This window comes from Streptomyces sp. DT190 (assembly GCF_049846985.1).
Lineage (GTDB): Bacteria > Actinomycetota > Actinomycetes > Streptomycetales > Streptomycetaceae > Streptomyces.
Genome location: NZ_JBNCNM010000012.1, coordinates 231,853 through 246,275 on the forward strand (window position 1 = coordinate 231,853; position 14,423 = coordinate 246,275).

12 protein-coding genes are annotated in these 14,423 nt (G+C 71.4%); 11 read left to right on the forward strand and 1 reads right to left on the reverse strand.

Going from position 1 to position 14,423, the window contains the following annotated elements; translation table 11 throughout:
* Positions 1-49 precede the first annotated feature (49 nt).
* Genes ACPXCS_RS22285 through ACPXCS_RS22300 form a run of 4 tightly spaced genes read left to right on the forward strand, consistent with a single transcriptional unit; the run spans position 50 to position 4,894 of the window.
* Positions 50-1,420 (forward strand): DUF6716 putative glycosyltransferase, encoded by a 1,371-nt coding sequence (locus tag ACPXCS_RS22285; RefSeq protein ID WP_425948313.1) that lies wholly within the window; start codon positions 50-52, stop codon positions 1,418-1,420.
* A gap of 35 nt (positions 1,421-1,455) precedes the next feature.
* A complete protein-coding gene (locus ACPXCS_RS22290) occupies positions 1,456-2,712 on the forward strand; it encodes a cytidylyltransferase domain-containing protein (RefSeq protein ID WP_425948311.1) in 1,257 nt (418 codons plus the stop codon).
* 14 nt (positions 2,713-2,726) lie between these two features.
* On the forward strand, positions 2,727-3,665 hold the full coding sequence (locus ACPXCS_RS22295; RefSeq protein ID WP_031119834.1) for an N-acetylneuraminate synthase family protein: 939 nt from the start codon (positions 2,727-2,729) through the stop codon (positions 3,663-3,665).
* A 47-nt stretch (positions 3,666-3,712) separates the two neighbouring features.
* A complete protein-coding gene (locus tag ACPXCS_RS22300) occupies positions 3,713-4,894 on the forward strand; it encodes a hypothetical protein (protein WP_425948309.1) in 1,182 nt (393 codons plus the stop codon).
* 21 nt (positions 4,895-4,915) lie between these two features.
* On the opposite strand, the gene ACPXCS_RS22305 is transcribed toward ACPXCS_RS22300, so the two are convergent.
* Complete coding sequence (locus tag ACPXCS_RS22305; protein WP_425948307.1) at positions 4,916-5,602, reverse strand: class I SAM-dependent DNA methyltransferase; 687 nt, start codon at positions 5,600-5,602, stop codon at positions 4,916-4,918.
* A 298-nt stretch (positions 5,603-5,900) separates the two neighbouring features.
* Here ACPXCS_RS22305 and ACPXCS_RS22310 point away from each other — a divergent pair, with 298 nt between their 5' ends.
* From ACPXCS_RS22310 to ACPXCS_RS22340, 7 genes are all read left to right on the forward strand, one after another.
* Positions 5,901-7,133 carry a M20 family metallopeptidase gene (locus tag ACPXCS_RS22310; protein WP_425948574.1) on the forward strand — a complete coding sequence of 411 codons (1,233 nt, stop codon included), beginning with the start codon at positions 5,901-5,903 and terminating at the stop codon, positions 7,131-7,133.
* 319 nt (positions 7,134-7,452) lie between these two features.
* Positions 7,453-8,496, forward strand: a complete 1,044-nt coding sequence (locus ACPXCS_RS22315) for a BMP family lipoprotein (RefSeq protein ID WP_425948306.1) — start codon at positions 7,453-7,455, stop codon at positions 8,494-8,496.
* Between the two features lie 275 nt (positions 8,497-8,771).
* Positions 8,772-9,818, forward strand: a complete 1,047-nt coding sequence (locus ACPXCS_RS22320; protein ID WP_425948304.1) for a BMP family lipoprotein — start codon at positions 8,772-8,774, stop codon at positions 9,816-9,818.
* A 209-nt stretch (positions 9,819-10,027) separates the two neighbouring features.
* Positions 10,028-11,617: an ABC transporter ATP-binding protein gene (locus tag ACPXCS_RS22325; RefSeq protein ID WP_425948302.1), complete on the forward strand. Its 1,590-nt coding sequence runs from the start codon at positions 10,028-10,030 to the stop codon at positions 11,615-11,617.
* A complete protein-coding gene (locus tag ACPXCS_RS22330; RefSeq protein WP_425948300.1) occupies positions 11,617-12,738 on the forward strand; it encodes an ABC transporter permease in 1,122 nt (373 codons plus the stop codon). Before ACPXCS_RS22325 ends, ACPXCS_RS22330 begins: the two co-directional genes overlap by 1 nt.
* Positions 12,735-14,009 (forward strand): ABC transporter permease, encoded by a 1,275-nt coding sequence (locus ACPXCS_RS22335; RefSeq protein WP_425948298.1) that lies wholly within the window; start codon positions 12,735-12,737, stop codon positions 14,007-14,009. The genes ACPXCS_RS22330 and ACPXCS_RS22335 overlap by 4 nt, the downstream gene beginning before the upstream one ends.
* A complete protein-coding gene (locus tag ACPXCS_RS22340; protein ID WP_425948297.1) occupies positions 14,006-14,410 on the forward strand; it encodes a cytidine deaminase in 405 nt (134 codons plus the stop codon). Before ACPXCS_RS22335 ends, ACPXCS_RS22340 begins: the two co-directional genes overlap by 4 nt.
* The last annotated feature ends 13 nt before the right edge of the window (positions 14,411-14,423 follow it).

Here is a 14,423-nt window from a genome sequence, read left to right on the forward strand (position 1 = left end):
TGAGTCGTGGTTCCGCCATACCTAGGATTCGCTTCCTAGCGTCATCGACGTGCCAGCAAGTACACCGAAGCGCCCGCGCATCGCGGTCCTCGCGGACTCCGACACCCGATGGAAATGGGGTGCGCTGACCGCGCACCGCATCGCCCCGGGACCGTCCATGGAAACCGGAGCGCGCGAGGACGCGCAAGTCGGCCCCGTCCTCGACGGATTCCTGCTGCGCGGCCGGGCCACGCCCACCCCGCGCCAGCTCAGGGAAGTGGGCGTGCGCGCCGACACCCTGCGGGAGGTCACCGCCGTCGAGTTCCTGCGCGCCATGGCCGAGGAGTCCTACGACGTCCTGGTCCTGTCCCTGGTGGGCGGCGGTGTGCAGGCGATGCTGCACGGCCTCAACAAGGTCTGGGAGGGCCGCACCTCGCGGCCCGTCGTCGTCACCGGCTACGTCGGCGTCGTCTACGAGAAGCTCGCCGACGGCCTGCTGCTGCGGCACGGCGCCGACCTGGTCCTCGCCAACTCCCGCCAGGACGCGGACCGTTTCCGGGCCGTGTACGAGGGCGTGGGCGCGGACGCCTCGTCGGTGACGGAGGTGGCCCTGCCGTTCCTCGGCGGTGCGCCGTACGAAGGTGAACACGACCCCTCTGCGCAGCGAGGGCGCAGGCCCTACACGGTCGTCTTCGCCGCCCAGCCCTCGGTCCCCGAGAGCCGCAGGGACCGGACGTACCTGCTGGACCGGCTGGTGCAGCACGCCCGCAGGCACCCCGAGCGCGAGGTGCTGCTGAAGCTGCGCTCCAAGCCGGGCGAACACACCACCCACATCGAGGAACTGCCCTACCAGAAGCTGGTGCAGCGCCTCGATCCGCCGACCAACTTCCGCCTGGTCTACGGCAACATGGGCGAGGTCCTGGACCGGACCGACCTGCTGGTGACGGTCAGCTCCACGGCCGCCCTGGAGTCGCTGCACCGCCGTATCCCGACGGTCGTCCTGACCGACCTGGGCGTGCGCGAGTCGCTGGGCAACCACCACTTCGTCGGCTCCGGCTGCCTCGCCTCCTGGGACCAGCTGGACGCCGGGCACCGCCCCGCGCCCGACGAGGAGTGGGTCTCCCGGCAGGGCGTCGCGGCGGACGGTTCGTACGACTCCGCCTTCGACGCGGCACGCGAGCGCATCGCCGAGCTGCTCGGCCGGCCCGGCGGCCTGCCCCCGCTGACCCCGTACTACACCCCCGTCACCGCGCCCGGCTATCTGCCCGGGATCCTCGCCCGCCACCACCTCGGCCCGGACGGCACGCCGCTGCCCGGAGCACCCGCCGCCGACAGGGAGCCCGGGCCGGTGCGGCAGATCGTGCGCCGGGCGGCGCGCGGCGCCTACCGGCACGGCGTGCAGCGCGTGGCGCCCGTCATCCGGCGGATGGGGGAGCTGTGAGCCGCCCCGAGACCCCTGCCCAAGGAGTAGACCCCATGTCCCGACCGGAAGCCGGCCAAGGCACCTCCGTGCGCCGCGTGCTCGCGGTGATCCCCGCACGCGGCGGCTCCAAGGGCGTACCCGCGAAGAACCTGCTGCCCGTCGGCGGCGTGCCGCTGGTGGCGCGGGCGGTGCGCGAGTGCCGCGCCGCGCGGCTCGTGACCGACGTCGTGGTCTCCACCGACGACCAGGCCATCGCCGCCGCGGCCCGCCAGGCCGGCGCCGAGGTCGTGCTGCGCCCGGCCGCCATCGCCGGGGACACCGCCACCTCCGAGGCCGCCGTCCTGCACGCCATGGACGCCCACGAGGCCCTGCACGGGGCGCCGGTGGACGTGGTGCTGCTCGTGCAGTGCACCAGCCCGTTCCTCCTGCGCGAGGACATCGACGGCGTCGCCGGCGCGATCGCCGAGAACGGCGCCGACACCGCGGTGACCGTGGCGCCCTTCCACGGGTTCATCTGGCGCGACGCCGACGCCGCCGAGGACCTCGCCGCGGAGGGCGGCGCCGAGGCCGGCGGCTACGGCGTCAACCACGACAAGTCCTTCCGGCCCCGCCGCCAGGACCGCCCGCAGGACCTGCTGGAGACCGGCGCCGCCTACGCCATGGAGGCGACCGGCTTCCGCAAGCACCAGCACCGCTTCTTCGGCCGCACCGAACTGGTCCGCACGGACCCGGCGCGCGTGCTGGAGATCGACGACCCGCACGACCTCGCCCGCGCCCGGGCCCTCGCCCCGCTCTTCGACGCGGACCGGCCCGGCGCGCTCCCGACCGCCGACGACATCGACGCGGTCGTCCTCGACTTCGACGGCACCCAGACCGACGACCGGGTGCTCGTCGACTCCGACGGACGGGAGTTCGTCTCCGTGCACCGCGGGGACGGACTCGGCATCGCGGCCCTCCGCAGGAGCGGCCTGAAGATGCTGATCCTGTCCACGGAACAGAACCCTGTGGTCGCCGCCCGGGCCCGGAAGCTCAAGCTCCCGGTGCTGCACGGCATCGACCGCAAGGACCTCGCGCTGAAGCAGTGGTGCGAGGAGCAGGGCATCGCGCCGGAGCGCGTGCTCTACGTCGGCAACGACGTCAATGACCTCCCGTGCTTCGCCCTCGTGGGCTGGCCCGTGGCGGTCGCGAGCGCCCACGACGTCGTGCGCGGCGCCGCACGCGCGGTCACCACCGTCCCCGGTGGCGACGGCGCGATCCGAGAGATCGCCAGCTGGATCCTCGGCCCCTCTCTCGATTCCCTCACCAAGTAAGGACATCTCCTGCCATGAGCACCAACTCCCGTATCCGCCAGTTCGGTTCGCGCGAGGTCGGCCCGGGCCGTCCGGTCTACGTCTGCGGTGAGATCGGCATCAACCACAACGGCGAGCTGGAGAACGCCTTCAAGCTCATCGACGCCGCCGCCGAGGCCGGCTGCGACGCCGTCAAGTTCCAGAAGCGCACCCCCGAGATCTGCACCCCGCGCGACCAGTGGGACATCGAGCGGGACACGCCCTGGGGCCGGATGACCTACATCGACTACCGCCACCGCGTGGAGTTCGGCGAGGACGAGTACCGCGCCATCGACGACTACTGCAAGTCGAAGAACATCGACTGGTTCGCCTCCCCGTGGGACACCGAGGCCGTCGCCTTCCTGGAGAAGTTCGACGTCCCCGCCCACAAGGTGGCCTCCGCCTCCCTCACCGACGACGAGCTGCTGCGCGCCCTGCGCGCCACCGGCCGCGCGGTGATCCTCTCCACCGGCATGTCGACGCCGAAGCAGATCCGCCACGCCGTCGAGGTCCTCGGCTCGGACAACATCCTGATGTGCCACGCCACGTCGACCTACCCGGCCAAGGCCGAGGAGCTCAACCTGCGCGTGATCAACACTCTGCAGCAGGAGTACCCGAACGTCCCGATCGGCTACTCCGGCCACGAGACCGGCCTGCAGACCACCCTCGCCGCGGTCGCCTTGGGCGCCACCTTCGTGGAGCGCCACATCACCCTCGACCGCGCCATGTGGGGCTCGGACCAGGCCGCCTCCGTCGAGCCGCAGGGCCTGACCCGCCTGGTGCGCGACATCCGCACCATCGAGGCCTCCCTCGGCGACGGCGTCAAGAAGGTCTACGAGTCCGAGCTGGGCCCGATGAAGAAGCTGCGCCGCGTCGCCGGCGTGGTCGCCGAGGCGGAGATCGCCACGGCCGCGGGCGAGCCGGTCGGCGTCTGAACGCACCACCCCCACCCCACCCCTTACGACGGGACGGTCGTACGTCGATGAGCCCCCGCGCCGGGAACGCCGGCCCCCACACTCTCGCCTTCGTCGAGAGCCCGGTACAGCTGCTGAACGTGCTGGAGTGGGCGCACGCGCACGCCCCCGGCGTGGGGCTCACCCTCGTGGTGCTGTCGCCCGTCGACCCGATGACGCGCGGCCAGCTGCGGCGGATGTCCGACCTGGCCCGCGACGAGGGGCACGAGGTCCGCTGGGAGGAGGCGCGCGGCGGCCCCCTGGCGCCCTTCCAGACCATCGGCGGCCTCGCGGGCCTGCTCCGCAGGGCGCGCCGCGTCGTTCTGGGGGACCCCTTCTCCCGCTACGTCCAGCTGCTGCTGACGATCACCCGCGCCCGTGACCTGGTCGTCGTCGACGACGGCACGGCGACGATGGAGTTCGTCGGGCAGCTGGCCCGGGGCGAACGCCTGGTGCGCTGGCACCGCAAGGGCGGCCGCCCCGGCCCGCGGGACGTGATCTTCGCGCCGGTGTCGGCCTCGGCGCGGCGGCGGCTGACGCCCGGCGACAGCCGCCGCATCGAGATCTTCTCCTCGATGCCGATGGAGCAGACCCCGGCGGGCGTGACGGTCCACGCCAACGCCTTCGCCTGGACCCGGGCCCGCTTCGGCCCGCCGCGCCTGACCAAGGGAGCGGACATGGTGGGCACGTCCCTGGTGGAGACCGGTGTGGTGGACGACGGCCGCTACCTGGAGGCCGTACGCGCCCTGGCCGCGGCCCACGGGGCCACGCGCTACTTCGCCCACCGCCGCGAGAGCACCGAGAAACTGCACCGCCTGGCGGTTCAGACGGGCCTGGAGATCGTCCGCCCCGAGCTCCCGCTGGAGCTGATCGCCCGCCGCGGCCCCATCGGCCGCACCATCCTCAGCTTCCCGTCCACGGTCGTGCACACCCTCCCGCTCGCCCTGTCCGGCACGGAGGTCCGCGTCGCGGTCTGCGACATCGACCCGGCCTGGCTCACCGAGCACGCCTCCCCGCGGGCCCAGGGCTTCCTCTCGGGCGTCACGGGCACGGCCCGCGAGGCCCACGGCCTGACCACGGCGGCCCCCACGGCACCCACGGAGCCCATGGCCCCCCAGGACACCGCCGCTCCGCCCGAGACGGCCACCTTCACGACGATCCCGGGCCCGGCGGGCCTCACCGGCACGCCGGGCGCGGTGGCGGCGGGCTGAGGCCGGGGTGGCCGCCGCGGTTCACCCGGGCCCGGCGGATCCGCCCGGCCTGCGGGCCAGGACGAACGCCCGGGGCAGTTTCTCCCCCGGCTCCGGCTCCCGCAGCACCCGGGCGTGGAGCTCCAGGCCCGCCTCCCGGAGGCGGTCGGTCACCGACTCCGGGGTGCGCCAGTAGCAGTCGAGGGAGATCTCCCGGCCGAAGCGCTCCGACAGGCGCAGGTGCCCGTCCACCGCGCCGGACTGGAAGGCGAGCAGGACGGGCGCGCCCGGAACCAGGACGCGGTGGAACTCGGCGAGGACCGACGGCAGGTGCTCGTCCGGCACATGGATGATCGAGTAGAGCGCGACGACGCCCCCGAGCGAGGCGTCCGGCAGGTCGAGCGCGGTCATCGAACCGACGTGGAACCGCAGGTCCGGGTGGGCCCGGCGGGCCAGCTCCACCATGCGGGGCGAGAGGTCCACCCCGAACACCGGCAGCCCGAGGTCGCGCAGCCGGGCCGTCACGTACCCGGGGCCGCTGCCGAGGTCGGCGACCGGAGGCCCCGGGGCACCCCCGCGCGCACCGGCCAGCGCGGCGAACGCCGTGAGCAGCGCGCTCTCCAGCGGCCGGCCGGCCAGGCTGTCCGGGTGCTCGTCGGCGTAGGCATCGGCGACGGCGTCGTACGAGGACCGCGTCGGGTCGAGGAACTCGGGGCTGTCGGCGCGCACGGGGCGCACCCTATCGGCGTACGCGTCCGGCAGGTGAACGCGCCCGTGTTCGGCGCGCAAGGCGTGGTATCCGTGAAGGAGGATGGAGGGATACCGAAACGCCGAGCCGGGTGTGACCGAAGTCACGCCCTGTGGCCGCGAGGGCCGGTTCGGCCCGAAAGGCAGGCGAGTTTACCCATCTCAGTCGATAGCCATGCGTCCGTCAGTCATATTTTCTTCCCCTAACGGGTTGAAGTTTTGTTGATCCTGGGTCGGGCGACCACCCCGGCGCCCTACCCTTCAGAGGGTGAAGCCACTGATGTCACTGGAGTCCGAGGTCGACCTTCCCGCGGGAGCCGTGCTTCCCGGCGCGCTTCCCGACGCCCTGCGCGCCGAGCTCATCGCGTTCCGGCGCGATCTGCACATGCACCCGGAGCTCGGCAACCAGGAGTTCCGCACCACCGCGGCGATCAAGGAACGGCTGGAGGGGGCCGGCCTCAGGCCGCGCGTCCTGCCGGTCGGGACCGGACTCGTCTGTGACATCGGTGTAGCGGGCGACCAGTGGGACGGGGGCCCCAGCATGCTCGCCCTGCGGGCCGACATCGACGGCCTGCCCATCCCGGACACCAAGACCGACTGCGCCTACCGCTCGACCGTGCCCGACCGCGCGCACGCCTGCGGCCACGACGTGCACACGACCGTCGCCCTCGGCGCCGGCCTCGTCCTCGCCGACCTGCACAAGCGGGGCCAGCTGCCCCGTCCCGTCCGGCTGGTCTTCCAGCCGGCCGAGGAGGTGCTGCCCGGCGGTGCCGCCGACGCGATCAAGGGCGGGGCGCTGGACGGCGTCGGCGCGATCATCGCCGTGCACTGCGACCCGCGGGTGGACGCCGGGAAGATCGGGCTCCGCGAGGGCCCCATCACCTCCGCCTGCGACCGGCTCGAGATCGGCCTCGACGGCCCGGGCGGCCACACCGCGCGCCCGCACCTCACCACCGACCTGGTCACCGCGGCGGCCCGCGTGGTCACCGACGTGCCCGCCCTGGTCGGCCGGCGCTTCGACAGCCGCAGCGGGCTCGCCATCACCTGGGGCCGCATCGAGTCGGGGCACGCGCCGAACGTCATCCCGCAGCACGCCGAGCTCTCCGGCACCGTGCGCTGCCTCGACATCGAGGCGTGGCGGCAGGCCCCCGACGTGGTGGTCGCGGCGATCGACGAGATCGCCAACCTGCACCGCGCCAAGTCGGAGATCAACTACGTGCGCGGCGTCCCGCCCGTCGTCAACGAGCCCGGCGTGACGGAGCTGCTGCGCGACGCGATGATCGCCCGCCGCGGGGTCGACTCCGTCGTGGGCACCGAGCAGAGCCTCGGCGGCGAGGACTTCTCCTGGTACCTGGAGCACGTGCCCGGCGCGATGGCCCGACTGGGCGTGCGCACCCCGGGCGAGCGCCAGATCCGCGACCTCCACCAGGGCGACTTCGACGTCGACGAATCGGCCATCACCGTGGGCGTCGAACTCTTCACAGCGGCAGCCCTGGTCAACGGCCTGCGGTAGACCCGTCAGGGGCGCGGGGAACCGCGCGACGAGCCACGACGGCGCCGCGCCGGGATGACGCCCGCGCCCCCCACGGCGGCTCCCGGTTGCGAGCGGCGCAGCCCGGGGGCAGCCTGGTGCGCGTGACGAGCAGGCACGCGCCGTGTCCCCGAGTACACCTTTCGACCCCGTTCGATCCCGTGGTTCACAAGGGCGTAACCGGCCATCGGCACGAATGGATAACGGCCCCGCGGCGACCCGTTCCCAGGAGTGTCTACGCGCGTTAATGTGCGCCGAACTGAGCACCCGCTGCGGAGCTTCGGAGAATGGGGAACTTCAGATGCGTCGGATTTCGAAACTGACCCGCGTCGCGGTGGGGGTCGCGTCGCTGGGGCTCGTCGCCACGGCTTGTGGCGGCACCAGCAGTGACAGCGGCGACAGCGACAGCAGCGACCGCGGCGTCGCCATCGCCTACGACGTCGGCGGCAAGGGTGACCAGTCCTTCAACGACGCCGCCTACGCCGGCCTGACCAAGGCCAAGGACGAGTTCGGCTACAAGACGGCCGACATCGAGCCCACCGAGGGCGAGACGGACGCCGACAAGGAGCAGCGCCTGGCCTCGCTGGCCAAGCAGGGCTACAACCCGGTCATCGGCGTCGGCTTCGCCTACGGACCGGCCATGAAGGCGGTGGCCTCCAAGTACCCGAAGACCACCTTCGGCATCGTGGACTCGGTCGTCGAGGGCAAGAACGTCGCCTCCCTCGTCTTCGCCGAGGAGCAGGCCTCGTACCTCGCCGGCGTCGCCGCCGCCAAGGCCACCAAGAGCGACGTCGTCGGTTTCGTCGGCGGCGTGGACATCCCGCTGATCCACAAGTTCGAGGCCGGTTACAAGCAGGGCGTCGAGGACACGAAGCCCGGGGTGAAGGTGCTGTCGCAGTACCTGACCCAGACGGCCGAGGAGGGCGGCTTCTCCAGCCCCGACAAGGGCAAGGCCGCCGCCGAGGGCCAGATCGAGAAGAAGGCGGACGTGCTCTACGCGGCCGCCGGTCTGTCCGGTCAGGGCGTGATCGAGGCCGCCGCCAAGGCGAAGGTCTGGGCGATCGGCGTCGACTCCGACCAGTACAAGCAGGCCGCTCTCGCGCCGTACAAGAACTACATCCTCACCTCCGCGCTCAAGGACGTCGGCGGCGCGGTCTACGCGCTGGCCAAGTCGGTCCAGGACGACAAGCCGCTGACCGGCACGCAGACCTTCGACCTGAAGGTCGACGGCGTCGGACTGTCCGAGTCGAACCCGGAGTTCGCCAAGGTCGCCGGCCTCAAGGAGGCCGTGGACAAGGCGAAGCAGGGCATCGACGACGGCTCGATCAAGGTGAAGACCGAGTAGGACCGCCCTCGCAGGGCACCAGGGCGGGCGGGCACCTCAGGGTGTCCGCCCGCTCGGCGTTTTCCCGGCGGCGGATCACCCAGCGCCACCCCTCGTTTGCGGTCGGCAACACCCGGGCCCAGGCCCGGTGATGGCTTTGGCCACGGGCCTATAACAAGGTGGACAGAAGGGGTTTTCAGGCAGGTCTACGCGCGTTAATCTGCGGCGAAGCCAGCGCTGAAGCTGAACCGTCCCGGCGCTGTGCGACCTCGGTTGTACGACAGGAGCACCCACACATGCGCCGGATTTCCCGGATCACGGTCGCAGGCGCAGCGACCGCCTCCCTGGCCCTCGCGCTCTCCGCCTGCGGCGGCACCTCGACCTCCGGGTCGTCGGACTCGAAGGGCGACAAGGGCCTCGCCATCGCGTACGACGTCGGCGGCAAGGGCGACCAGTCCTTCAACGACGCCGCGTACGCGGGCCTGGAGCAGGCGAAGAAGGAGTTCGGGTACGCGACGGCCGACGTGGAGCCCACCGAGGGCGAGACGGACGCCGACAAGGAGCAGCGCCTGGCCTCGCTGGCCAAGCAGGGCTACAACCCGGTCATCGGCGTCGGCTACGCGTACGCCGCGGCCATCAAGGGTGCCTCCGAGAAGTTCCCGGACACCACCTTCGGCATCGTCGACGACGCCACCATCAACTCCAAGAACGTCGCCGACCTGGTCTTCAGCGAGGAGCAGGCCTCCTACCTGGCTGGTGTCGCCGCCGCCAAGAGCACCAAGTCGAACGTCGTCGGCTTCGTCGGCGGCGTGGACATCCCGCTCATCCACAAGTTCCAGGCGGGCTTCGAGCAGGGCGTCAAGGACACGAACCCGAAGGTCAAGGTCCTCTCCCAGTACCTCACCCAGACGGCGGAGGAGGGCGGCTTCTCCAGCCCCGACAAGGGCAAGACGGCCGCCGAGGGGCAGATCGAGAAGAAGGCCGACGTGGTCTACGCGGCCGCCGGTCTGTCCGGTCAGGGCGTCATCGAGGCCGCGGCTGCCAACAAGGTGTGGGCCATCGGCGTCGACTCCGACCAGTACCAGCAGGAAGCGCTCGCCAAGTACAAGGACTCGATCCTGACCTCGGCGATGAAGGACGTCGCCAAGGCGGTGTACAACCTGGCGAAGTCGGTCGAGGACGGCAAGCCCGAGACCGGTATCGTTCGTGGCGATCTGAAGACGGGCGAGGTGAGCCTGTCGAACTCGAACCCGAAGTTCGCGGACGACGCCGAGCTCCAGGAAGCCATCAAGACGGCCAAGGAGAAGATCATCAGCGGCGAGATCAAGGTCAAGAGCAGCTGACGAGCGACTGCCTCGTAGCAGGCGGTAACCCCCGGGGTTACGTCCGCCGGCGGGGTACGGGGAGCTGCTCCTCGTGCCCCGCCGCCGCGGGGCGTCGGCCCCTTTGTATGCCGTAGGGGCGCTACGCGCGTAGACGGCCCCCGTCCCCAGGAGAGTGCGCCATCAACGCGTCCAGCAGCCCTCCGGCCGGAGCGGCGGTCAACGATTCGGTGACCGCTGTCGAGCTCGCCGGGATCACCAAGCGTTTCCCCGGTGTCGTGGCCAACCACGACATCCACCTCAGCGTCCGCAAGGGCACCGTGCATGCCCTCGTCGGTGAGAACGGCGCCGGCAAGTCGACCCTGATGAAGATCCTCTACGGCATGCAGAAGCCGGACGAGGGCACCATCACCGTCGACGGCGAGCAGGTCGCCTTCTCGTCACCGGCCGACGCCATCGCGCGCGGCATCGGCATGGTCCACCAGCACTTCATGCTCGCCGACAACCTCACGGTCCTGGAGAACGTGGTCCTCGGCAGCGAGAAGCTCTACGGCATCGGCGCCAAGGCCCGCCGCAAGATCAAGGAACTCTCCGAGCGCTACGGCCTCGACGTCCGGCCCGACCTCCTGGTCGAGGAGCTCGGCGTCGCCGCCCGCCAGCGCGTGGAGATCCTCAAGGTCCTCTACCGCGGCGCCACCACCCTCATCCTCGACGAGCCGACCGCGGTGCTCGTGCCGCAGGAGGTCGACGCGCTCTTCGCCAACCTGCGGGAACTGCGCGCCGAGGGCCTGTCGGTCATCTTCATCTCGCACAAGCTCGGCGAGGTGCTCTCCGTCGCCGACGACATCACGGTCATCCGCCGCGGCACCACCGTCGGCACGGCCGTCCCCAGCGAGACCACCCCGCGCCAGCTGGCCGAGATGATGGTCGGCAGCGAGCTGCCGACGCCCGAGACGGCCGAGTCCACGGTCACCGACCGCCCGGTCATCAGCGTCGAGAAGCTGCGCCTGACGGCCCCCGGCGGCAAGGCCCTCCTCGACGACATCACCTTCACCATCCACGCGGGCGAGGTCCTCGGCATCGCCGGTGTCGAGGGCAACGGCCAGACCGAGCTCGTCGACGCGCTGATCGGCCTGCGGGCCGCCGACTCCGGCACCATCCGGCTCGGCGACGAGGAGATCACCTCCTGGCCGACCCGCAGGCGCCGCGAGCAGGGCATCGGCTACATCCCCGAGGACCGCCACCGCCACGGCCTGCTCCTGGAGGCCCCCCTCTGGGAGAACCGCATCCTCGGCCACGTCACCGAGAAGCCGCTCGCCAAGGGCGTCTGGCTGGACCCGAAGGCGGCCCAGGAGGACACCCGGCGGATCGTGACGGAGTACGACGTCCGCACCCCCGGCATCGACGTCACCGCGGCCTCCCTGTCCGGCGGCAACCAGCAGAAGCTGATCGTCGGCCGCGAGATGAGCCACAAGCCGCGCTTCCTCATCGCCGCCCACCCCACCCGGGGCGTGGACGTCGGCGCCCAGGCCGCCATCTGGGACCACATCCGCGAGGCGCGCCGTGAGGGCCTTGCGGTGCTGCTGATCTCCGCCGACCTGGACGAGCTGATCGGCCTGTCCGACACGCTGCGCGTGATCTACAACGGCAAGCTGGTCGCGGACGCCGACCCGGCCACCATCACCCCCGAGGAGCTCGGCTCGGCCATGACCGGTGCCGCCACCGGGCACCTCGAACACGACGAGACCGCCGAAGAGACCCCCGAGACCCCGGCGCCCGCCCCCGAGCCGTCCGAGTCTCCGGAAGACGAGGCCCGCTGATGAAGAAGTTCGACAAGGAGCGCGTGCTCCTCGCGGTGGCCGGTCCGGTCATCGCGCTCGCCGTGGCCTTCGTCCTGAGCGCGATCGTGCTGATCGCGTCGGGCAAGAACCCGGTCGAGCCGTTCGCCCTGATGTTCGAGCAGATCGGCTTCTCGGACATCCAGGTGCTGGTCATCAACCAGGCCTCGATGTACTACATCGCGGCCCTGGCGGTGGCCATCGGCTTCCGGATGAACCTGTTCAACATCGGCGTCGACGGCCAGTACCAGCTCGGCGCCATGATGGCCGCCATCGTCGGCGCCCACATGAACCTGCCGGCCGCCCTGCAGATCCCGCTGCTGCTCCTGACGGCCGTCCTCACGGGCGCCTTCTGGGCCGGCATCGCCGGTGTCCTCAAGGTCACCCGCGGCGTCAGCGAGGTCGTCGCCACGATCATGCTCAACGCGATCGCCACCTCCGTGATCGCCTACCTGTGGCTGCCGGACGTCTTCGGTGTGAAGGTCGGCAACAACAACACCACCGGCGAGATGTACGAGTCCGGCTGGATCCCCGGCATCCCGATGGGCGCCGCGGGCGAGATCTACGGCCTGGTGCTGCTCGCCGTGCTGCTGGGCATCGGCTACTGGGTCGTCCTCAACCGCACCCGGTTCGGCTTCGACCTGCGCGCCTCCGGTGCCTCGCAGACCGCCGCCGCGGCCAGCGGTGTCGACCCCAAGCGCATGGTGCTCAGCGCCATGCTGATCTCCGGCGGCATCGCGGGCCTGGCCGGCCTGCCGATCCTGCTCGGCGACACCCACACCTACAGCCTGAACTTCCCCACCGGCATCGGCTTCCTCGGCATCGGCATCGCCCTGCTCGGCCGCAACAGCCCCGTCGGCATCGCCTTCGCGGCCCTGCTGTGGGCCTGGCTCGACAAGGCCTCGCCCGAACTGGACTTCCACGGCTACGACAAGGAGATCGCGGTCATCATGCAGGGCCTGATCGTGCTCTCGGTCGTCGTCTCCTACGAGGCCGTCCGGGAATGGGGCCTGCGCCGCCAGCAGCGCCGCGTCGGCGCGGAACTGGCCGCCGGTCACGTCCTCGGCGCCCACAACACCACGAAGGAGGTGGCTGGCCGATGACCGCTCCTACCTCGGCGATCGACGTCAACCAGCCCACGCTGCAGCCCGCGGCGCCGACGGGCCGCCGCCTGTCGTGGCCCGTCCTGCTGCTGATCATCGCCGGCGGACTGGCGCTCACCTCGATCGTCCGCCTCATCACCGGCGCCGACGGCATCACCAACGTCAGCCAGATGTCCACCGCGCTCCAGCTCGCCGTGCCGATCGGCCTCGCCGGTCTGGGCGGTCTGTGGGCCGAGCGCGCGGGCGTGGTCAACATCGGCCTCGAGGGCATGATGATCCTCGGCACCTGGTTCGGCGCCTGGGCCGGCTTCCAGTGGGGCCCGTGGACCGGTGTCCTGGTCGGCATCCTCGGCGGTGCGATCGGCGGTCTGCTGCACGCCTTCGTCACCGTCACCTTCAACGTCAACCACATCGTCTCCGGCGTGGCGATCAACATCCTCGCCCTCGGCGCCACCCGCTACCTCGCGCCCCTCGCCTTCGAGGGCCACACCGGCGGCTCCGCCAAGCAGTCCCCGGCGGTGGACTCCCTCGGCCACTTCACGGTGCCGGGGCTGTCCGACGCCCTGCGGGACCTGAACAACCAGGGCTGGTTCTTCGTCTCCGACATCGCCGGCCTGCTCGGCGGCCTGGTCACCAACGTGTCGTGGCTGACCCTGATCGCCATCGCGCTGATCCCCGCCACCTGGTGGATCCTGTGGCGCACGGCGTTCGGCCTGCGGCTGCGCTCCTGCGGTGAGAACCCGGTCGCCGCCGAGTCCCTCGGCGTCAACGTCTACAAGTACAAGTACATCGCCGTCGTCGTCTCCGGCGGTCTGGCCGGCCTCGGCGGTGTCTTCCTGTCCATCGTGGCCAACCCCTTCTACCTGGAGGGCCAGGTCAGCGGCCGCGGCTTCATCGGCCTCGCGGCGATGATCTTCGGCAACTGGATGCCGGGCGGCCTCGCCCTCGGCGCGGGCCTGTTCGGCTACACCGACAGCCTCAACCTGCGCGGCGGCTCCGCCAACGTGCACGCCCTGCTGCTGCTCGGCGCGCTGCTGCTGATCATCGGCGCGATCTGGCTGGTCGTCCGCAAGAAGTACGTCCCCGCCGTGATCACCGCGGTCGTCGCCGCCCTGGTGTTCGCCTGGTACGCCTCCACCGACGAGGTCCCCAACCAGGTCGTCTCCGCCACGCCGTACGTCATCACCCTGATCGTCCTCGCGCTGTCCGCGCAGCGGCTGCGCATGCCGAAGGCGGACGGGCTGCCGTACCGGAAGGGACAGGGCAAGTGACCGACGCCCGCCCGGCCGTGGACTGGGAGCGGCTGCGGGAGGTGGCCCGGGAGGCCATGTCCCGGGCGTACGCCCCGTACTCCGGCTACCCGGTCGGCGTGGCGGCCCTGGTCGACGACGGCCGGATCATCTCCGGCTGCAACGTCGAGAACGCCTCGTACGGGATCGGCCTGTGCGCCGAGTGCGGCCTGGTCTCCGAGCTGCACAACACCGGCGGCGGCCGGCTGACGCACTTCGCCTGCGTCGACCGCGACGGCGCGCCGCTCGTCCCGTGCGGCCGCTGCCGTCAGCTGCTGTACGAGTTCGGCGGCCCGGACCTCCTGCTGGAGACCCCGGCGGGGATCCTGCCGCTGTCGGAGATGCTGCCGCAGGCCTTCGGGCCCGGCCACCTCAGCAAGTAACTCCCGTGCGGCC

Bases quoted from the DNA above. Each gene is read 5' to 3' on its own strand.
- ACPXCS_RS22330 (WP_425948300.1), top strand. From the start codon at position 11,617: ATGAAGAAGTTCGACAAGGAGCGCGTGCTCCTCGCGGTGGCCGGTCCG.
- ACPXCS_RS22295 (WP_031119834.1), top strand. From the start codon at position 2,727: ATGAGCACCAACTCCCGTATCCGCCAGTTCGGTTCGCGCGAGGTCGGC.
- ACPXCS_RS22310 (WP_425948574.1), top strand. From the start codon at position 5,901: ATGTCACTGGAGTCCGAGGTCGACCTTCCCGCGGGAGCCGTGCTTCCC.
- ACPXCS_RS22335 (WP_425948298.1), top strand. From the start codon at position 12,735: ATGACCGCTCCTACCTCGGCGATCGACGTCAACCAGCCCACGCTGCAG.
- ACPXCS_RS22300 (WP_425948309.1), top strand. From the start codon at position 3,713: ATGAGCCCCCGCGCCGGGAACGCCGGCCCCCACACTCTCGCCTTCGTC.
- ACPXCS_RS22315 (WP_425948306.1), top strand. From the start codon at position 7,453: ATGCGTCGGATTTCGAAACTGACCCGCGTCGCGGTGGGGGTCGCGTCG.
- ACPXCS_RS22290 (WP_425948311.1), top strand. From the start codon at position 1,456: ATGTCCCGACCGGAAGCCGGCCAAGGCACCTCCGTGCGCCGCGTGCTC.
- ACPXCS_RS22320 (WP_425948304.1), top strand. From the start codon at position 8,772: ATGCGCCGGATTTCCCGGATCACGGTCGCAGGCGCAGCGACCGCCTCC.